At 34.8% G+C, this 22,084-nt stretch carries 11 protein-coding genes; 1 reads left to right on the plus strand and 10 read right to left on the minus strand.

What is annotated here, in order from left to right; genetic code table 11:
* The 10 genes from V7719_RS09185 to V7719_RS09230 all read right to left on the minus strand — a co-directional run bounded on the left by V7719_RS09185 (position 1) and on the right by V7719_RS09230 (position 20,900).
* The gene (locus V7719_RS09185; RefSeq protein WP_335729595.1) at positions 1-975 is read right to left on the minus strand and encodes a hemagglutinin protein; all 975 of its coding nucleotides are present in this window, start codon (positions 973-975) and stop codon (positions 1-3) included.
* A gap of 4 nt (positions 976-979) precedes the next feature.
* On the minus strand, positions 980-2,692 hold the full coding sequence (locus V7719_RS09190) for a tail fiber domain-containing protein (protein WP_335729596.1): 1,713 nt from the start codon (positions 2,690-2,692) through the stop codon (positions 980-982).
* A 483-nt stretch (positions 2,693-3,175) separates the two neighbouring features.
* Positions 3,176-3,403 (minus strand): helix-turn-helix domain-containing protein, encoded by a 228-nt coding sequence (locus tag V7719_RS09195; RefSeq protein WP_335729597.1) that lies wholly within the window; start codon positions 3,401-3,403, stop codon positions 3,176-3,178.
* 298 nt (positions 3,404-3,701) lie between these two features.
* The gene (locus V7719_RS09200; RefSeq protein ID WP_335729598.1) at positions 3,702-6,029 is read right to left on the minus strand and encodes a choice-of-anchor L domain-containing protein; all 2,328 of its coding nucleotides are present in this window, start codon (positions 6,027-6,029) and stop codon (positions 3,702-3,704) included.
* 71 nt (positions 6,030-6,100) lie between these two features.
* Complete coding sequence (locus V7719_RS09205; protein WP_335729599.1) at positions 6,101-10,942, minus strand: choice-of-anchor L domain-containing protein; 4,842 nt, start codon at positions 10,940-10,942, stop codon at positions 6,101-6,103.
* Between the two features lie 311 nt (positions 10,943-11,253).
* Entirely contained in the window at positions 11,254-13,095 is a 1,842-nt protein-coding gene (locus V7719_RS09210; protein ID WP_335729600.1) for a gliding motility-associated C-terminal domain-containing protein, read from the minus strand.
* A 37-nt stretch (positions 13,096-13,132) separates the two neighbouring features.
* Complete coding sequence (locus V7719_RS09215) at positions 13,133-15,571, minus strand: T9SS type B sorting domain-containing protein (RefSeq protein WP_335729601.1); 2,439 nt, start codon at positions 15,569-15,571, stop codon at positions 13,133-13,135.
* Between the two features lie 7 nt (positions 15,572-15,578).
* Positions 15,579-18,983 (minus strand): T9SS type B sorting domain-containing protein, encoded by a 3,405-nt coding sequence (locus tag V7719_RS09220; protein ID WP_335729602.1) that lies wholly within the window; start codon positions 18,981-18,983, stop codon positions 15,579-15,581.
* A gap of 135 nt (positions 18,984-19,118) precedes the next feature.
* Positions 19,119-19,943: an ABC transporter permease gene (locus tag V7719_RS09225; protein WP_335729603.1), complete on the minus strand. Its 825-nt coding sequence runs from the start codon at positions 19,941-19,943 to the stop codon at positions 19,119-19,121.
* Between the two features lie 54 nt (positions 19,944-19,997).
* Positions 19,998-20,900 (minus strand): ABC transporter ATP-binding protein, encoded by a 903-nt coding sequence (locus V7719_RS09230; protein WP_335729604.1) that lies wholly within the window; start codon positions 20,898-20,900, stop codon positions 19,998-20,000.
* Between the two features lie 122 nt (positions 20,901-21,022).
* Between V7719_RS09230 and V7719_RS09235 the strand changes: the two genes are divergently transcribed.
* Complete coding sequence (locus tag V7719_RS09235) at positions 21,023-22,084, plus strand: hypothetical protein (RefSeq protein WP_335729605.1); 1,062 nt, start codon at positions 21,023-21,025, stop codon at positions 22,082-22,084.

Below are 22,084 nucleotides of genomic sequence, written 5' to 3' on the forward strand. Positions count from 1 at the left end.
TTAATTTTTTGGTGGAACCGTTGTGCTTATTGTAAATGTTGGTAGGTTTAGGAAATTTCCTGGATGGTTAAGTATATTGTCTTTTATGATATTGCTATCGTTTGGTGAGCCAGAAAATCTGGCAGCACTACTTAAATCAATATCTTGAATGAGATAACCTGATGATGCGTATGTAATAAAATTTAAGAAGTTACTCGGATCGGCAAGGATGTAATCTTTAATGGCATTAACATCATTATTACTTCCTGAAAAGATGATGCTATCATCGGTATTGGTATCACCAGCCCAAAGAGCTCTATCTCCAGAACCTAATATAACTTGTGCATTACTGCCAAAAGTTGAAAAACTATTATTTGAGAAGTCTACCGTTGTAATAGCATTATCTGATAGACCAATCGTTGCCGAACTCATTGCTCCTAAATGATTTCTATGTTTTACGACTACAAAATAATTGGTAGGAGCCGCTTGCATTATTATGGTTGATATGCCATCCATATCAACAACATCACCATCACGTTGTACTAATGCCGAACGTGCGTTGATGAGACGTTGGTTATCATCAGCTGCTCTCAACTCTAACCAAACCCAATCGACAATGGCGTTATTACCTGTAACATCAAATACTGTTGCATTACAAGTTGCATTATCTTCATACGGACTAGTCGTTGGTAGGAGTCCGCTTTCTCTTAAAACATCGTTCATTAGTCCATTTACTGAAGGCACTAATATTGGTCCTTGTAAAAGGACAATCGGGTCAATAAGAATTCTAAACTCTGCATTAATGAATCCTTCGGAAATGGAAACACTCGAGGTGTTTAATTCTTGAACATTGACTTCTCCGATAGTATACAATATTTGAATACCACCAGCCGAAGTTGATGCACCCCCAGAATCGATGCTGAATTTTTCTATGGTTTGAGCGAAACTTAAATTAGTGGAGCTCAAAATAATAAGGAGTATAAGTAATTTTTTCATAACTCTATTGTTTATTAATTATGGTTGCTACTAGTACTTTAAGCTCATCAATTTGTTTTTGTTGGTTTTCTATGATACTTTGTTGTTCTTGAATTGCTTTAATTGCAATGACTCCAAAGGCAGCGTAATCAACTCCGTATAAATTGTCTTCTTTAGAAAAATGCACAACTTCAGGGAAAATAGGTTCTACTTCTTGTGCAATAAACCCTAAAGCTTTTGTGTTCGAAGTATCATCTTTATAGGAGTAGCTTGTTGGTCTCAATTTTTTAACACGATCTAAAATGGTATTAATATTTTGTATATTGGATTTTAAGTTCACATCAGAGCCTACAGTATATGCTCCAGTGGTAGCGTTGATAAAACTTTTTAATGTATTCCCATAATGAAAACGAAGCGCAAACCCATGAGTCATATGCCAATCTTGGTTAGCCGTATTATCCCTAAAAGAGAGTCCGGTACCAACGGATTGACTTCCTTGATTGATAGTTAATCGCGCACTCGGATTACTAGTATTAATACCAACCTGTCCATCTCCAGTAATAGTCATTTTATCTCCGGCTCCAGAAGCATTTCGAAAGTAAAAATTGAGTTTTGCGGAGGATGCTGTGGTAGAGGGTAAACCAGCTACATGCCAGTAGGAACCAGGGGCGGCATCATTAGTTAATTCTAGGCGAGCATAATCATTGCCTACTTCTTCTAGTTTAAGTTGCGGTTTGTTAAGGGTTGAATTGTTTCGAATATGCATCCAAGCAGTGGCTGAAGAGGTAGTTCCCATTTGAAATTCGCCTCCTTGTAGCATTCTAAATCGCGTTGAACTTGTAGAACTACCATCTGGTTTAGATCTAAATTGCAAATTAGCACCACTTCCAATAGTATTTATATCCCATCTGTTTCCATTATTTGGGAATCCAAGAAAAAGGCTTCCTAAATTTGTTTGAACAAATAAACTTCCTCCTACATGCAATTTTTCTTCTGGATCGTCTATTCCAATTCCAACATTACCTGTACCAGTAGTCAAGGCAGCTACTCCCGAAGAAGTTGTATAAAAATGGCCTCCTACACCACCTCCAAAACCGTAGCCTTGGATACCTACTCCTGTAGGGGATTCAGAGACCCCTTGTACACCTGCAAAGAAACTCGTTTTGGATACACCATATACCCCGTGTCCTAAGACTCCAACGCCCATTACACCTGCATTATTAGCTGGTAAGATCTCGCCTCCCGTACCAACCGAACCAGCAATTCCGAAACGACCGTTCGAGAAATCATTGTGTACATGAAATGCTGCACCAGATTGAATTGTTTCATCATAGTAAGGCAACTCAATATTACCTGCTGTTATGGCTTTGCTTGCTGTTATGGCATAAGGCACTGATTTAAATTGAGTCGTTCCCATATCTGTCAGGCTGCCTCCAGTATTAATTTGAACGTTTAAAAAATGGTTATCGCTTGTCCAATCAATCGAAGAGAAAGTTCCGGAAATTAGCGTGCCTTCTCCAATGTTTACGATAACTATTCCGTTACCATCGGTAGTTGGAGTATGTGTTTCAGAAAACACACTAGTTATACCTTCTAGAATAGTAAATTGCACGACAATAAGATCATTTGCAACCACGTTACCTAGGTCATCTTTAATAACAGCTTTGTAATTGATTCCGTTTTGTGAATATCCTATTAAGGTTATTAATAAGATAAGTAATGTGAGTTTTGTTTTCATAATGTGTGTTTATTTTGTGTGTTTATCTTTTGTGTTTGGAATTGATTATAAGTAAACATAACATCATTACCTTTTTCTAAAATTATAAGAGTATTTGTAGTGTCAATAATGTCTTCATGATTTAAATTTTATAAGAAAAGGAGGCAACGCTAACTCCGCGTTTATTGTTACTCCCTTTATTCAGCTGATTAATGGCGTCTTTACTATCGTTTGATAAATTTTATCGTATTAATAATTTCGTTTTTCAATAGGATATTGAGTTTGTAGGTCCCCTTTTTTAGATGATCGATACTGAGGTATATCTTTTCGTCTTTTACTTTTGGATTATTATCCATCCTAGAAATGTGCTATTAAATTCTTGATTGATGTAAAATTATAGAGAAGCTGAAGATGAGGGTAGAAGATATGTATCAAAGTATGAAACATATGTAACACACTTTGAAAATATATTTTAAAATGCTGAAAATGAGTTATTTGTGAAAATTAATTTTTGGAAATATAATCGTTTGGAGTACAGTTGTAGCCTTCTTTAAAACACTTTATGAAGTAAAAAGGGGTATTAAGTCCATCCTGATACGCAATTTCAGAAACAGTAGCATCAGATTTTTTAAGTAAGTCTATTGCTAATTTTAAACGTTGATATCTTATAAATTCTGAAGCACTCATTCCAACAATCGCTTTTAATTTTCTATACAGTTGTGTTCGACTCATATGCATCGTTACTGAAAATTCTTCGCTTGTAAAATCGGGATTGGTGATTTTTTCATCCAGAACAATTTTTAAACGTTTTAGGAAATCGGCTTCGGTTGAGGTAATTGATAATTTACAGCAAAGATTATTAACTTGAAGATATTAATGATGAGGGAGGTAAAACTGAAATTGCTGAAGATAAGATAATTGAATTTGAAGCTAAATTCCTTGAACAAGAACATAGAACGTTCCATCTCATAAAGAATTTTTGTTTTAGGAAAACAAAATGCCCTGATCCTAATCATAAAAAAATAATCAATTAACGTCTCAACGCAAAGTGTCCAGTGAATGTTCTGCCATCAAGAAGTGTAACAACAAACCAATAATCATCACTTGGTAAGGCTTGTCCGTTTAGAGTGCCGTCCCAACCAGCACTTTCGTTAGTGAACTGTGTGAGCAATTTTCCGTAGCGACTAAAAATCTTAATATCTGTACCTTGGTTAAATTGCGAATTCACTCCATAGACTTGCCAGCGTTCATGATATGGATCGCCATTTGGCGTAAAAAACTTTGGAAACCCTAAAACCGAAATTACTTTTTCTGTGACTCCACAACCATTAATATCACGAACAAAAACCGTATGAAACCCTGCAACAACATTGGTGAAGGTGTTTTCTCCTTGATACATTCCATTTGGATCATCTAAAGCGAATTCGTAATCACCTTCTCCCGATACTTCTATGGTAACTGAATTATTAGTCGAACCTTCAGAAACGATTACATCCTCAATAGTCGCCACATTTGAAGCGAGAACTATTATTGTTCTACTAGACGAACAACCATTTGGATCGGTCACAATAACTATATAAGTTCCAGGTTCGTTAATGTCGTTAAATGTCGTGTTTATAGCAGTTGTGCTTCCGTTAAACTGCCATTCGTAATAGTAGTTACTTGGCTCATCATTTAAAACTCCTCCAACTAAAGTGATGGTTTCTGGGAAACTATTTAGACAGTAGATGACTGTTTCATTATCTATTAAAACGGGCGTGTATAAAACAACCAATTCTGCAGTAGAAATAGCATAACATTGGTTATTGCTTTCTACTTTAACGAAAATAGTTTGCGTATCCGGAGTTACATTCTGAAATGTGTTAGGCAACGGATTTGCTTCTAAAAAGGCATCTTCCTCGGTTTCGTAAAACGTTACCACAGCATCCATAGGAATTTGATTAGCTATCGAAGTTGTAATGTCATTCAAATTAAACTCAGCTATACCATCAACAGTATCTCTATCACAGATTTCAAGATTAGGAATAGCAATGATATTATTTGAAATTTGTAATTCTACTTCAGCAATACTAACGCAATTGGCTTGATTGGCAACTCTTGCATAAACGGTTTGAAACGGATTCGTATTCTGGAAACTATTAACTTCCATTATGGCATTGCTATTCGTTTCAGCATCACTTTCTGTTAGGAAAAAGTCTGTTACAAAAATAGACGTATCGTTGTTGGTGACATCACCTTCAGCATCATAAAGATTATAAAAGGTCAAACCATCTTGGTTTTGGTCACATTCTATGAGTACTGAATTAAAAACCACTGGATTTTCGGCATATTCAATAATAACTTCGCCAAATAAAAGGCAAGTTCCTTTAGTTACTTCAACATTATAGATTCCAGTTTCGGAAATGTCTAAAGAGGTATTTGTTTCACCAATAAGTTCAACACCATCTTTAAACCATTTATAGGTATTTGTGTTTCCAGGTTCATTGGTTTGAATCTGAAATGTCTCATCACCACAAATGGCATTACCATTGGCAATTAGTCGATCTGGACCTAAATCTGTAGACAATCTAAAACTTCCGGCTTCTAAAAACACAGCAGAATCAAATCTGAAGTTTTGCTCATCGGCAATTACCAATTTTACATGATACGTTTCATTAGGGATGACTTGCGCTGTTGCAGTCAGTATTGTCGTTTGACCATTAAAATTAATAGGAGAGAATGCGCTATTAAAGCTTTCAAAATAAGCTTCGTTTTCTGCATCACATCCAGGAAGGTCTGGATGCACAGTTGTTACTTTTACTGGTGTGTTAGTTCCAGGAACCAATGCAATATTCGTGTACTGAGGATCACTAATCGGTCGAATCAAAAATCCAAATAAGTCTGAAAACTGACAGGTATTTGAATTGCCTTCTTGATATTCTTCCGAAGCAAAAATATAGCGAAAGCTAATTTCAGTAGCCACAGAAGTGAAGTCGAATTCTAGAATTGTAGCGTTGGTAGTATTCGTTTCATTAAGAATGGTTTCCAAATCATTATCACCTTGCCAATTAGGTGCATCATCATCACTCAATGTGTTATTTGGGCCTGGAACATTAGACAGTCGTCCCGTGCTTAGGACGATTCCTGTTTCAAAAGGGAATGTGGTTCCTGTTGCATCAAAAAAACCATAACTTTGATCTGTATTCGTGAAATCGCCTCCAACAACATTGGTCACTACCACATTATCAATACAATCACTGTCAATTAAGATGTCCTCAATTAACTGTTGCGCTGAAAAGGTTTGGCTGTCTACAGTAATATTCTGACCAAAAAGCGTAACTGTAATTAGAAGACAAAGAATTTTGAGTATGGACTTCATTTGCAATTTTTCCGATTGCAAAGATACACATAGAATGAGTTGTTAAAGCTTAAAAAGTGTTAAGATTATTATTACAAACGCAAAGAAAAATGACCTTTAACTTGAAATGCAATACTACCTTTTCTCACATCTGCAACAAACCAATAATCATTTGCAGGCATCAAATGTCCATTATAGAAACCATCCCAACCTTTTGAATTTGAATCTAGGGTTGTTAGGAGTTTTCCGTAGCGATCATAAATATAAATGATGGTTCCGGTGAGCGTTTCGACTCCAGTAATATGCCATGTATCAAAATAGGAGTCATTATTTGGTGTAAAGAATTTTGGCGCATCAATGACTACGATTTCTTTAGAAACTTCAGAACAACCGTTTAAATCAATTATGGTAATGATATGATAACCTAAGCTTACATTTTCAAAAACACTGGATTGCTGAGGTTCTTCATCGTCTAATTGGTACAAGTAATTACCAATTCCGCTAATAGTTACTGTAATATTATTAGGGTCAGAGAAATCTACAGTTTCTGTAATCTCTATTGTTGCTGCTTCCGATTCTGAAACCGAAAAGACACGAGTTGTTTCACAGCCTTCTTGTGTAGTTACTGTAACGGAATAAATTCCTATTTGAGTAATTTCAATTTCAGGAGTTGTGTCATTTGTAGACCATAAATATTGGTCTCCAGCGATATTAGTATTCGCACTTACAATTAACGGCAGATTTTCTAAACAAATGACTTGATCGTCAATATCTACAATTGGTTTTTCAAAGACAACAGTCATAAACGATATAATACTGTAACATCCAGTTGTATTATTTTCAACTCTAGCGTAAATGATTTCATTTGTTAGAGCTTCATAAGTTGTTCCTAGACTACCAACACCTTCTTCAGCTAAAACCATATCTAAATAGTAGCTTACAGTGAAGTTATTCGGATTTTGTCCGCCAAGGATTTGTTCATTTTGTTGTGTTAAGTCAAACTCAAAAAAGCCATCGAAATCATCATCACAAGCTTCTATATCATTTGGTTGAATTACAATAGGCAATGGGGTGACCTGCAAAATAAATTCATGAATATAGAAACAGTGTGTAGTCGAGAATTCTACTATTGCAAACAAGGTGTCGTTATTTGACAGATAGGTATAATTAGTATCTAAAACATTCACTTGATTTTGTGCATCAGCTTCTGAAGCGTAATAGCTTACCAGTACATTTGCTGTTTGGACTAATAATGTCGAATTGATTTCGGTTAAATCCATTTCGTTATTCGCATTTTCACAGATTTCATAGGCTCCAAAATTATTTATTGCAGGAGGAAGATTCACCTCTAATTCTAAGGGAATTGCTAGAAAACAATTTGAAATCGTATTGGTCACTCTAATGAAAACAGTTTGCGGATTCGAAAGATTTGTATAATTATCCGGATTTGGAATCGTGTTGATATCTGCTTCCAAATCGGTCATGGTCTCAAAATAGGTTACAGTAATGTCATCTTGTCTCACATCTAAAACATCAAATTCTGCTTGTGTGATGTCAAATACTGTGATACCGTCATAATCATCATCACAAGTCGTAATTGGCAGTGCAAGATTCACATCTGGAACTTGTATAATGTTCAATTCAAAACTTGCAATCGAATTACAAATGGTTCCGTTGTCTATAACTGCAAAAATCTGTTGTGGATTTACTGTATTTGTATATTGTAATGGTATCGAATTAACTTGATTTTCGGCATTAGATAAAGTTGTGTAGAATGTGATATCTACTGTGTCGCTTATCCCTTCGGAAATTTCATCCACTTTCAAACTTAAATTAAAGGATTCAAAAGCATCATTAGAAATATCATCACATACAAACCAATCAGTAGGAACATTAAATACTGGGTTTGTTCCAACTTCAATGATAAACGAAGCTGTTCCGTAGCAATCTACATCAGTAATATTTTGAACTCTTACAAAGATGGTTTGTGGATTAGAACTATTTTGATAAGCTGTTGTTTTATTAATGGCGTTGGTGCTATTCTCTGCATCGTTTTGGTTTAAAAAGTAAAGTGTTTCTTTACCAGACTGACCGTTTAAAATTTCAGAATCTTTAGTTTCAAAAACAAAATCGCCAATACCATCACTGGCATTTTCACAGATTTTATAGTTTGAAAGAGCAGTAAAATTTGGAAGCGTATTAATAATTATCTCAAAGTCTTCAGTAGAGTGGCAGCCTGTTATGGTGTTTTCAATTCTAGCAAAAATTGTTTCTGTACTAGCCGAATATAATGACGACGTAGTAATAACATTGGTATTTGCTTCGGCATCGTTAAACGTATTGTAGAATGTTATAGCTCTGTTTGTGGAGTCATTAACCAATTCTGAAACTTTAGTATCCAAATCAATAATTGAAATACCGTCTTGGTCATTATCACAAATGATAATATCTGTTGGTTCATTTGAAAGTGGAGCAGGTAAGACTTCAATTTCAAAGTCATTGAAATCCGAACACCCAGTATCATCAAATGTTATTCTTGTAAAAAAGGTTTGCGGATTCGCTACATTGGTATACATCGTTGGCAAGACATTGCTATCTGTATTTGCATCAGCTTCTGTAGCATAATAGCTCACCGAAAAATCTGTTTGACCTGTTGTGATAAGTAAATCATAAGTACTTAGGTCTATGGTTGTAAAACCATCTTGATCCTCATCACAAACGGCTTGATTACCTATAGGCGCAAATTCAATAATTGGAAAGATATTAAATTCTATAACCGCAACTTCTTGACATTCTGGACTTGTTAATGTGATGTATAACGTTTGTGGATTAGTTGTTGGCAAAAAAGGAACAGCAGGATCAATTGGATTGACTTGATTGTCTCTATCATCTTCAGTTAAATAAAAATGAATATCAACTAAATATTCCATAACCTCGTCAACGTCGCCAACAATAAATTCAGCAACATTATTAAGGTCAAATTCTTCAAGACCATCATTACCTTCGTCACAATTATTAAAATCTATAATGTTAGTTGCTGTTAGCAAAAGGTTAGTATGAATTTCGATTGGAGTTGTAGAAGCACAACCTGTATTGGCATCTTCAACTCTTATAAAAACGGTTTGCTCATCAATATTAATATTTGCATAATTCGTGTCGTTTGCTATTGGGTTGACACCTAGATCTGCGTCTTCTTGAGTTTCATGGAAAGTGACATTTACTCCAGTTAAGCCCTCTAGAACATTATCAATAATTGAGGTGAGATCAAAGGTTGCAAAGCCATCATGGTCTTGGTCACATGCTTCTATATAATGGTTTTCTATATTGATAACAGGATTGCCAAGAACTTCAATGTTTAAAGTTGTTGTTAATGTACACCCAGTATTCACATTAGTCACATTTACAAAAATGGTTTCTGTTGGATTTGTATTTACGTATGGTAACGGAATAGCATTAACACCATTATCTGCATCATTTTGGGTGAAATGATATGTAACTGCCAAGTCGAAATTTCCATTTGTAATCTCGTCATCTTTTTGAGATAAATCTATAGTTGTAAATCCGTCGGCATCGATATCATCACAAGCTAATAAAATAGTAGGTTGTGTAATGGTTGGCAACGGATTGACAATTAAATTGAAATTTTGAAATGCCAAGCAACCATTGATTGTATCTACAATTCTTATAAAAACCGTTTGTGGATTTGATGTATTCTGAAATGTACCAGAAATAGCATTTGCGCCAGTTTGAGCATCATTTGCTGTTAAATGATAAGAAATGGTATAACTAGACGACGGAACAGCTGCCAATACTTCGGCATCCTTTGAAGATAAATCAAAAACTTCTACTTCGTCACCACTACTATCATCACATAATTCATAATCTGAAATTGGTTCGGCTGTCTGTGTAGAACTCAAGATTACGGTTACAGAGTCTTCTATCATACATGTTGAACCAGCAAGTGGAATTTGGATTTCCACGCGATAGTCTCCAGATTGTGTCACACTAAGTGTTGGCTGAGTTTCTCCAGCTATTAGAACGTTATTTAAAAACCATTCGTAGGTGGTTTGTGGATTCCCGATATCGCCATCAAGTGTTACAGAATCAGCACAAGTTTGAATATCTGTACCTAAATCTACTGTAGAATTAAAACTGTTTCCTTCAATAAATACTGCAGAATCATAGTTTTTATCAGTTTGATCGGCAATGATTAATTTAATATGGTATTGCACATTTGGTTGAATGCTAGCTGAAGCTGCCATTACAGTCGTTCGACCATTGTAATTGGTGTCACCAAGATTATAGCCTTCAAAAAATTGATCGTTAGATGCCTCGCAAAATCCAACAATTTCATCATGTATGGTATTGGTGTTCACAGGTGTTGCTGTTCCTGGAATTACTGCGATATTAACGTATGGATTATTGGTTCCTGCTTCTTTAATAAGAAAGGCAAAACCATCGGAATATTGACAAGGGAAATTTCCAAAGTATTCTTCGGAAGCTAATATATAATTAAACTGAATTTGGTTAGCTACTGAAATAAAATCGAACTCAATAGACGTTGCGTTTACGGTTCCTGTAATACCTAAAGCTGTTTCAAGATCGGTATCTGTCATCCAATTGGGCTGACCTTCATTTAAAACGGCTGTATTTAATGTGTTTCCTCCAGAAGTTGCATTTCCTGTGGATAACACTATTCCGTTTTGAAAAGGGAAATTGGAACCAGCACGTTCAAAATATCCGAAACTACTAAACCCGTTGACTTGACCGTTGACTTGAGATTGAATGTTTGATGTTTCTACACAACCTTGAATAAGATTGTTTTCTATAAGCTCTTGCTCTGTAAACGAGTCATCTATACTAATTTGCTGTGCACTAATGGAGCAGCAAAAAAAGCATAAGCATATAATGAGGGAATTTTGTAGTAGTGTCATTTGTAAGCGGTTAAGTTGCGGAATCAATATTGTTTAGTTTGGGACTTATTGATTCATGTTTTTATGTTAGTTGGAAAAGTAGATGTAATTAAGGTGAAATACAAAAAAAGACGATGAAATACATAAAGTTTTAACATTTCAGCTTATTAAGTAGTGATTGTTAGATATTATTCTGCTTTGGAGTTGACTTTCTGGATGATTAATTGAATAGTGTAGATACGCATTAACAGATAACTAAGATTTAATTTGAATGACTTTAGTGGTGTCAAATTCATTAGTTATTTCATTAAATATTTGTTTAGTGTCAGTTATTAATAATTCACATACACCCAACCCACTAAATTTTCATAATTAGTATCGTTAAGATTGAGAACATAAAAGTATGTCCCAATAGGCACTATCTTACCATGATTATTTAGGCCACGATTGATAATTCCGTACCATTTTTTATCAGTATCACCTTCAAAGATTAAGGTGCCATAGCGATTAAATATTTTGAGCTCATGATTTTCAAAAATATCATACAAACCTTGAATATTAAACCAATCGTTCGTGCCATCATTATTTGGTGAAAAACCTTGAGGTACATATGGCGGACAATTTTCTACAGACAATTCAAATGCGTAAATATCATAACAAGGTGGATTATCAACTTTAGCATAAATGGTTTGCGGATTTCCCATACTAGGATAGGCTTCCGGATTTAAAATTTCATTTGTATTGGCTTCTAAATCTTCTAAAGATTCATAAAACACAGCTTCAATTTCAGTAACTAAAGCGCTTTGTATTAACGTAACTAAATTAAAAGTCGCACTACTAAATCCTTCGTTACATGCCATTTCAGGAGGTAATGTTTGTATCGGTGGAATAATTAAAAGTTCAATAATCTCGTCATCAATGTTATTAATTTCATTGATTTCGGTTATGATGCCGTTTCCTGTTCCATCGTCATCTACTACTAAAGTGAGTAGAAAGATATCTGCAATATCATCTGGAAGCGTTAATGTAATGTTACCACTTTCCGAAGCATTAATCGGAATCTCATTTTGTGTTTGGGATTGGCCAATAAGAACACCTTCAGCATAAAATGCAATAGGTGTATTTGCAGGAAGCGGATCTGTGCTATTGGTATTAGAAACTGTATAATCAATTTCTACGGTTCTATCACCACAATTTATAATGTAACTGTCTAGAGCAATTGTAGCATCTGGGAGCTGACTGTTTAATACAGTCACAATGTTATTGATGATAATTAAATCGGCTCTAAAAACGCCAAACTCATCAAAATCACCTGTAGTCATTTTTAAGGTTGCGTTAGTATCGCCAATATTGATATTGTCTTGTATATTGTAAACATCCAAATCACAGTTGTAGAATGTGTTGCTATTGGTAAAACTATTAGTGCCATTAAAGGCATTATCACTTAAATTTAATGGTGGATTGGATAGAATGTTATCATTTATAGAGAGGCTTTCTCCAAAATTAAGCGCATTATCGCCTTCCCAAGCCAGGAAACCAATTTTTGCACCTTCATTGTCAATGACGTTGAGGTTATCAATCACTATAGTTTTTTCTTGATTAGTTCTATTAATGATTTCTAAACCTTGATATAAATTCAATTGATTAAGAGGTAAACTATCATCTTCATAAATAATGTAAATACTCCATCCTGCGAAATTTGTTCGGTTGTTACAATACCCAGTTACATTTGTTAGGACATCAGTAAGATCTAAATCGGATAACTCATAAGTCGTGTTTCCTTCGGAAATTATAAAATCGGTAATATTGGCGTAACAAGAGAAGTAGGTCAGTGTTTCAGTAAAAGGTTCTATGAAATCTACTGTGTAAGTGTCTTCAGCATCTATAGACATTCCATTCAATGTGATATTGGTGTCTCCTGTGCCAGAACCAGCCCAATATAAATAAGCAGCAGTGACTATTGCCGAAGAGCTTAAATTTAGAGTTGCACTAGAAGATTCTAGAGGAAAACAAAACCCCTGATTTATGTTATTTTCAAAAGGATTAAGTGTATTACCAATAGCTGTATAGTCGTATCGACCATTAAATTGTTGGAATAATTCTATGTCTTGTGCAAACGAGGGAATTGTAAAAACAAAGGTCAGGAGCACTATGATATGTTTTAATAACCTCATTAAACAAATTTAGATTAACAATTTACATAAATTTTCTCTATCGCTTTAACGCAAAATGCCCTTTGAGTGCTCTACCATCTTGTAGATTGACAACAAACCAATAATCACTAGCTGGCATTTTGAAACCTTCAAATGTTCCATCCCAACCTGTGCCAAGAGGATCGATTTCTTTTAAAAGTTTTCCAAACCGATCAAAGATTAGAATTTGTGAGTTCGGCTGGAAATCTGCCGAAATGCCTTTAACTTGCCAAAATGGATTGTAGGTATCACCATTGGGAGTGAAAAACTTTGGAAAGCCAATAACCGAAACAATGTCTTCTACTGTTCCACAATCATTTTCAATATCACGAACATAAACCGTATGGAAACCAAAGTTTACATTTTCAAAAATATTGCTTTCTTGATAGGGTCCATTAGGATTATCTAAAGCATATTCATAAATTCCTTCGCCAGAAACAAACACTGAAATAGAATTATTAGACGTCGCATCTGTCACTTCAATATCTACAAATGTCGCAATATCAGAAGCTAGGACATTTATAGTTCTATCTTTAAAGCAACCGTCTGTTGTGGTCACTCTCACCGTATAGGTTCCTGGTTCGTTAACTTCAATTTCAAATTCATCTTCACCAGTAGACCAATCGTAATAGTAATTATTTGGAATATCATCAATGAGGCCACCTGTTAATGTAATGGTCTGCGGAAAGGTATTTAGACAATAGAAAACGTCTTCCTGAATGATAATATTGGGTAACTCAAAAACAGTAAGTTGTAATTCACTTATTCCGAAGCATGCATTCATGGTTTCGACACGAGCATAAATGATTTGTGAATTTGCTATGGTATTGGTAAAACTATTGCCAATTGGATTTTCTTCAATGAGTGACTGTTCGTAAGTTTCATAGAACGTGACATTTAAATCTGGAGGTAATCCAAATAGGATATCATCGAGTACATCAGCAAAGTTGAAGTTATAGAAGCCATCTTCGGTACCATCATCATCACAGACTTCAATAACAGCATTGTTAGAAGCAGTAGTACTCGTTTCTAAAGTGATTTCGGCAATATTTGTACAGCCTTCAGTGGTATCGGTTACAAGTACGTAAACGGTTTGTGGATTGAAATAATTTTCAAAAGCATTGCCATTGAGTTGGTCTTCGTCGTTTTGTAAATCGGAAATCGAGATATAAAATTCTATAGTTCTGTCTGTTGCGCCACCAGTAATGTCATCATAAGCTTCATTAAGATTGAAGATTGTAAAGCCCTCAGGAATCCCATCTTCATCACACTGAATCAGGGCTATATCGTTAGCTTCTGGAATAGGATTAACAATGAGATTTAAAGAGAAAACACCAATGCAGTCATTAGCGGTTTCTTCAATTCTAACAAAAACCTGTTGATTTTCTGGTGTTGTATTCTCAAAATTACCTGAGATTGGGTTTGTGTTGTTTTCGGCATTAGTTTCGCTACTATGAAACGACACTGTAAAATTATCAGGATTTTGTCCGTTTAGTATTTCAGGTATTGTAGATTCTAAATCAAATTCCGCTATACCGTTTGTGACATTTCCATCGTCATCAGAATCACAAATTTCTAAATCACTAGGCGGATTGGCATTAATACTTCTTACATTCAGATTAAATTCAGACGTTATAAAGCAACCGGATACCGTGTTTTCAATTCTTGCATAAATGGTTTCGCTGCTGTTGGTATTCATATATGGGCTTTCAAGAGCTATGTTGCCAAGTACAGCATCTTCTTCGGTACTATGATATGTAATTATAGTATTGGTTTGTGAGCCAACAATTATAGGCGTGTTTTCTTCTAAATTAAAAGAGGCGATACCATCATTAAAAGGTGAAAGATTATCACATTTATCAAAAGAGAGTGCTCCATTATCGTTAGGAACCTGGCTTTGAGGTGAATCTGGAAATTCAGCTGTCCCTGTCCATCCTAGAGTAAAAGGACTAGTTCCAATGGGTCTATCAATTAATAAATAATAGGTTTCTCCAGCTTGAACAGTAATCCAACTTACAAAACTATTGCCATCAGGTCCAGGGCCTTCAGAAACATCTGTCTCTGTATTGTTCATTCCTGTTAAGTTGTTCCCCTGATTTGCTCCTTGAGGATTGGTTGTAGAGCATCTAATGGCTTGGCCTAAATTTGCGCAAGAGTTTGTTGGTCCGAAAACTGAAAAGTCATAGTCTTCAGAAATTGCAGAACTATTTGGAGTTAGCGTAAAACCAAGAGTCCCGCCTAATTCAATAGTTAATCGAAACCAAATGGTGTTGTTTTCTACCATTCCGCAAACACTACTAAAGGTTTCAATAGTTCCCACACCACTAACATCTAAATCGATATTAGAATTACCACATATTTGAATTGCTTCTGAGCAATCATTTGGTGTTTGTGCCTGTGTGAAGTTTATCGAAAAAACTAGGCAAAATAGTAGGTTTAATTTTAATATTTTATTCATGTAAAATTTAGCGCTTTAATGCAAAATGACCTTTGAATGTACGGCCGTCTTCTAATGTCACAACAAACCAATAATCACTTGCTGGCATGTTGATTCCGTTAAATGTACCGTCCCAACCTGGACCTAAAGGATCCAATTCTTTCAATAACTTACCATAACGGTCAAAAATGAGGATAAGTGAACTTGGTTGGAAATTGGCCGAAATTCCTTTGACTTGCCAAAACGGGTTATACGTATCACCATTTGGTGTGAAAAATTTTGGAAACCCAATTACAGAAACAATCGCATCTACTGTACCGCAATCATTTTCAATATCACGAACATAAACCGTATGAAAACCAAAGCTTACATTTTCGAAGACATTGCTTTCTTGATATGGTCCATTAGGATCGTCTAATGCATATTCATAAACGCCATCTCCAGAAACAAAAACTGAAATGCTATTATTTGAAGATGCATCAGTCACCTGAATATCTGTAAAAGATGCGATGTCTGAAGGTAATACATTTATGGTTCGGTCTTTGAAACAACCATCAGTACTGGTTACTCTTACTGTATATGTGCCAGGTTCATTGACTTCAATTTCAAACTCATCTTCTCCAGTGGACCATTCGTAATAATAATTATTAGGAATGTCATCAATTAAACCACCCGTTAGAATAATGGTCTGCGGAAAAAAGTTAAGACAATAATACACCTCTTCTTGAATCACAATATTTGGCAATTCAAAAACGGTGAGTTGTATTTCACTTATTCCGAAGCAAGCATTCATGTTTTCAACACGTGCATAAATGGTTTGTGAATAAGGATTTATATTTGTATAATTTGTTCCCAATGGGTTGCCTTCAATTAACGCTTCGTCATAAGTTTCGTAGAACGTGACATCTAGATTTGCAGGTAATCCGAAGAGAATAGGATCTAAAGTATCGTTTAGGTTAAAATTAGAGAAACCATCCTCGGTGCCATCATCATCGCAAACTTCCAGAACTGTATTGTTGGATGCGGTAGAACTTGCTTGAAGTGTAAGTTCAGCGATACTTGTACACCCTGTTTGTGTATCTGTGACTAGAGCGTAAAGAATTTGAGGATCGAAATAATTTTCAAAAACATCAGGGTTGAGCTCATCTTCATCATTCTCTAAATCTGAAAGCGATACATAAAATTGTATGGTTCTATTTGTTGCTTCGTTAGTTATATCACCAAATACTTGATTAAGATTAAACGTCGTAAATCCTTCAGGAATACCATCTTCATCGCATTGAATGAGAGTCGTATCTATGGCTTCTGGGGAATTGTTAACCGTTAAATTAAAAGTATCTGTAACGTAACAATCTGTATTAGCATTATTCTCCATACGAATAAAAATATCTTCAGTATTCGCAGTGGTATTGGTATAAGAATTTGTTAATGCATTGGTGTTGTCATCTGCATCTTGTTGGCTTAGGTGATATGAAATCGTATAGAGTGTTTCATCTTGTGAACCTAAAATACCAGCATTAAAATCGTTTAGATTGATTGTTGTAAAACCATTCATGCTATTGCCATCTGAACCATCGTCACAGACAGCCAGGTCATTTATTAATACAATGCTTGGCGTTAAAAATACTCTAAGTGTGAAAGCCGTTGTTGTATAACAATTAGGATTGTCGTTGTTGTCAACTCTAGCATAGATTGTTTGAGGGTTTTCAGTACTACCAAATTCTCCTAAAATTTCATTGGTATTATTATCTGCATCTTCTTGTGATGTATAATAATGAACGGCATACAATGTTGGATCTTGTGTATTTAAAATATCTGTATCTTGTGTTGTCAAGTCAAAATTACCAAGGTCGATTGTATTACAAACTAAGATATCTTGTGGTTGCGTTGCAGTTGGAATATCAAAAACACCAACAACAGCCTCGCCTTCAATAGGACAATCACCGTTATTAGGTTCTATAAACACTTCATAAAAGCCTGGAGCATCTACAAATAATTCAAATGTAGCCTCGGCAACCATAGTTCCATCTTTTGACCATGCGTATGTGCCTCCAGTAATGTTTTCAGCAATAAGTGTATAACTATCACCAGTACATAATTTAAGTTCTGTAGTACTGATGCCGTTTTGAATGATATCAATCTGAGAGTTGAATAAGGATTGTATAAAAGGCGGTAAACCAATCCGACTTAAATTTTGAAAACCACCGTTAATATCCAATAAAACACCTGTTTCATCATAGTTGGTTGCACTACCAGTAGCTTCAGGACTATTAATTACACCTATATAATTTCCGGAAGTTGCAAAGTTTGCAAAACTGACCTGAGCTCTGTAGATTCGTTTATCTAATCCCAACTGTAGTGCACCAGCACTTAACGAATTGGATTGATGTATCAATTGAATAGAGTTTGGGATATTAGCACTTTCCAAATCCCATTGGTAGATACTACTAGCTCCATTTCCTTGAATGCCTTGCCCAACGGTAGCATAGACTTTTCTGTTTTCTGATGAAAACTCAACACCATAGGGACTATCGCCATTTTGAGGGCCGAAGAGTTCAAGAGAATTTGATACAATACCTGTGTCGTTATCAAAATCTAAAAGATAGATACCTCCAGCTGCATCGTTAGCAGTTACTGTTGAAAATCCAAAGTGAGCCACAGCTAATTTTGTTCCATCTGGAGATGCTTTGATATATCCTAGTGAATTTCTACGATAACCAGAAACGGGAACAGAAGGACCTACAGTTGAAATAACCGGAGTTGTATTAACGCCGTTTAGATCTACCTTAAAGGCATAAAATTTATCTATAAAATGCGTAATCACCCAAAATGAAGAACAATCATCGGCCTTTACTGCAGTGATTTTCTCAGAACATTTATAATCTACTTCATTAGGATTTGTCTCGTCGTAAGTAATTAAAGGAATATTTTTTTCAAGATCAACCACATCACCTAAACCACCATCTAAAGTGATGTCTACAAGTGAATATTGCAAACCATCATTAATACCATCACCATCAACTTGGGTTGGAAACGCAGCCGAATTGAAATGATGAGGTTCGTCTACGGTAAAAATATAGTACAGATTTGGATCTTGTGGTTTTGGTACAATTAACCCAGAAGACGTGCTAGACTCATCTCCTTTTAATCCTGTGCCTAAAATTTCACTTGCATTTGCCATTGGAACATGACTGGCATTCCATATGGTTCGACCATCTGAATAGAATAACAAATTCCCATTAGTATCTGATATGGAAGTACAACCCTCAAGGGTGCTTAACTGACCATTAGTTATAGCAGAAACTGTACCTGTGCCTGCATCAAATTGTAATCCAGCGTTCTGACCAAAGTACCAAAATGAGGCTTCTTGTTGGGCAAACGTGAGGGTAACAGAAAGTAGCGTTATAAAAATTAAAGCGGATTTCTTTTTCATGTAATATTTGCAATTAGCTTAGAAGCTCTGTCCATTAAACAGTTTTAGAGCTAAAATTCCTACTTCTCTTCATAGGAAAGGAACTTGATAAAAACTGTTGTAAATGATTTAACAGTGATTAAGCCAATAAAGATATTACAAATCTCGCTTTTTTAATAATCTATACGATAAAAAGATGAATAAGGCTGTCCAACCCAAAACGATTACTATTTCATACCAATGCACTGCAAAGTCATATAAAAAGTCCTGACCGTTTGGAGCTTTAGAAATCGCAATTCTTTGGAAAGGTTGATCGATTAGATTCCACATAGACTTTAATGGGAAGAAATTTTGAATTTTATCCGCTATGTTCTCATTGATCTGCCATACCATAATACCGTAAATAATCCATTCTACGAGAAATAGAACAAATAAAAAGGCTAATGCGAATGCAGAACGTTTAACAAGCATACCCAAAAATAAACAGAGACTAAAGAAGCCAATGAGTTTTATAAAGTAGGCTAATAAGAATTCAATATCTCTAAAAATCAAATGAACTTCGCTAATACTAGAATAATATAATCCGATACATAGCGTAATTATAAATATCAAAATTGTTGCAACAGCAGAGAAAAAGACAATTGTATAGAACTTAGATAAAATAAATTCCTTTTTACTCAAGCCATCAATAAGGTTTTGTTTGATGGTTTTGTTGCTATATTCATTACCAATCATACTGACGACGACAATGGCAAAAAAGAACTTAAACTGTGCCGCAAAAAACGTCACAATGTGCCAAACTACAGGGAAATTGAATAACCCATAATGTCCTAATTCTAATGTGAAAAAATTAAAGAAATTAATTCTTAAAGAGGAAAGAATAATGACGAAAAATGGTAAAACAAACGATATAAAAATAAGAACTTTACTCGATTTATTAAGGAGTAATTTTTGAAGTTCTAGTTGTAATAATCTTAACATGGTGGTTGATTTTTGTGATGATCTAAAGATCTAAATCTTCAGAGTGTTTTTTGATTATGCTTCTTCATTATCTGTTAGTTGTAAGAACTGCTCTTCCAAACTTTCTTTACGCTGAACTAAATGTGATAAGATGATGCCTTTTTCAATCATGAGTTTATTGAATGTTGTTGCATCCATAGGTTCGTTTAAAAACGCTGTGATGAGTGCGTCTTCAACTTTTATATTCCCAAAGGAATCGTTATTTTCTAAAATAGCAATAAGCTCCTCTTGTTTTTCTGTTTTTAATTCAAAAAAGCCATGACTAGAAATCATTTCGTCTACACGACCTGAATATAACTTTTCACCTTTTCTCAATACAACAACATGAGTACAAACTTTCTCAACTTCATCGAGTAGGTGAGACGCTAAGAGTATCGTAGTACCTCTAGTTGCGATGTCTTTTATAATCTCACGAATTTGATGTATACCTTGAGGGTCAAGACCATTTGTAGGTTCATCTAATATTAAGATTTCTGGCTCGTTGAGCAATGCTGATGCGATAGCCAAACGTTGTTTCATACCCAAAGAATAGGTACGAAATTTATGATCTTTTCTATCTAAAAGTCCAACAATCTCTAGCTTCTCCAAAATTTTACTTTCGTTTACACCTTTAATTCTACAAACCAACTTTAAATTTTGTTGAGCTGTCATATATGGGTAGAAGTTTGGTCGCTCGATAATAGCACCAACTTTTTTAAGTGCATCGTGAGTTGTTGTATTGCCATCAAACCAATGGAAGTCACCTTCGGTTTTATTGACAACATTTAAAACGATACCAAGAGTGGTAGATTTACCGCTTCCGTTTGGTCCTAAAATGCCATAGACATTGCCTTTGTTTATAGTAAACGTCAAGTCTTTAACAGCAGTTAAGTAACCAAATTTTTTGGTAAGATTGTTAATGGTTAAAATTGGTTCCAAAATTTGATTGGTTTTTTCTACGGAAAGTATTCCGTAGTGGTTGATTGTAAATATGACGAAAGAAATGATTTATTGTTACAAAGTAAAATGGAAAACATTAAATTAGAGCCTATTTTAACCCTATGGACGATTTAAAAATTTCAAAAAAGAAACCTTCTTTTCCCGTAAGTACAAAACTTCATGACTATTTACAAGAGTACAACAGAAATATTAGACTTCCGGTGTTTTATGAAGATTTATTAAGGTTTCAAGGTTCTGTAGTTGTATATGATAAGAATGATGAAGATACACTTTGGGTTCGTTTGTATTACAATGAATTTGAACGTGAAGAAATAGATTTAAGCCTCAAACGTGTGTATTCTAATTTAATTTCTGATGGTAATGAGACCATTTTTAAATATTTGAATATTGACGCTATTGATTTCTGTACGTTTGGAAATTCAAAACCATTTCGGATTAAAGTACGAAATATACTCAATGATAATTACACCTATTTCTATGTTAAAAAAGCCGATGCTTCACGTATTTATGGTTTGGAATTGGAACATATGTTGTCGCCATATAATCTCAATTTTTTAGTCTATGAGGATACCATTATTGAAGAACATATTGCAGGAATTCCAGGAGATGAATTTATTAAAAACATGCTTCCTGAATGCAATGAGATGGAAAAATCTCAAATCGCAAAGGAGTTTGTGAAGTTTAATGAGCGTTGTATGATTAGGCTTTTAGGTGATATGCGCTCTTATAATTATGTTATTGTTCCAACTCATGATTTTGATCATGTGGTTTTTAAAATTAGAGCTATAGATTTTGATCAACAATGCTATGAAGGAAAGCTGAATATTTATCGACCACAGTTTTTTAAGGAGAATTTTAAAATGGTAGAATTAGTGAGAGAAAAAATTCAAAAAGAGTCTTTAGATCAATATAAAATAGAAGAACGTTCTATTGTCGTTCGCCGTATGATAAGTTATCAAGATAGGATTGGAGAGTTGCTTAACTGCATGCAAGAGGATACGATTTCTATCCCAAACTATATAGGTCTGCTAAAAGAAGAAATTTATCAATATACCTTGGATATGGAATTTAGAAAAAGTAAATCTATGGGAGACATCTTAAAAAATGCCTTAGGTTTTGTAAAGCGAAATTATCATAGTATTAATATGAATAATTTCTTGTAG

This window comes from Psychroserpens sp., from assembly GCF_036960315.1.
Classification (GTDB): domain Bacteria; phylum Bacteroidota; class Bacteroidia; order Flavobacteriales; family Flavobacteriaceae; genus Psychroserpens.

Bases quoted from the DNA above. Each gene is read 5' to 3' on its own strand.
- V7719_RS09210 (WP_335729600.1), bottom strand. From the start codon at position 13,095: ATGAGGTTATTAAAACATATCATAGTGCTCCTGACCTTTGTTTTTACA.
- V7719_RS09200 (WP_335729598.1), bottom strand. From the start codon at position 6,029: ATGAAGTCCATACTCAAAATTCTTTGTCTTCTAATTACAGTTACGCTT.
- V7719_RS09205 (WP_335729599.1), bottom strand. From the start codon at position 10,942: ATGACACTACTACAAAATTCCCTCATTATATGCTTATGCTTTTTTTGC.
- V7719_RS09190 (WP_335729596.1), bottom strand. From the start codon at position 2,692: ATGAAAACAAAACTCACATTACTTATCTTATTAATAACCTTAATAGGA.
- V7719_RS09220 (WP_335729602.1), bottom strand. From the start codon at position 18,983: ATGAAAAAGAAATCCGCTTTAATTTTTATAACGCTACTTTCTGTTACC.
- V7719_RS09195 (WP_335729597.1), bottom strand. From the start codon at position 3,403: ATGAGTCGAACACAACTGTATAGAAAATTAAAAGCGATTGTTGGAATG.
- V7719_RS09235 (WP_335729605.1), top strand. From the start codon at position 21,023: ATGGACGATTTAAAAATTTCAAAAAAGAAACCTTCTTTTCCCGTAAGT.
- V7719_RS09225 (WP_335729603.1), bottom strand. From the start codon at position 19,943: ATGTTAAGATTATTACAACTAGAACTTCAAAAATTACTCCTTAATAAA.
- V7719_RS09185 (WP_335729595.1), bottom strand. From the start codon at position 975: ATGAAAAAATTACTTATACTCCTTATTATTTTGAGCTCCACTAATTTA.
- V7719_RS09215 (WP_335729601.1), bottom strand. From the start codon at position 15,571: ATGAATAAAATATTAAAATTAAACCTACTATTTTGCCTAGTTTTTTCG.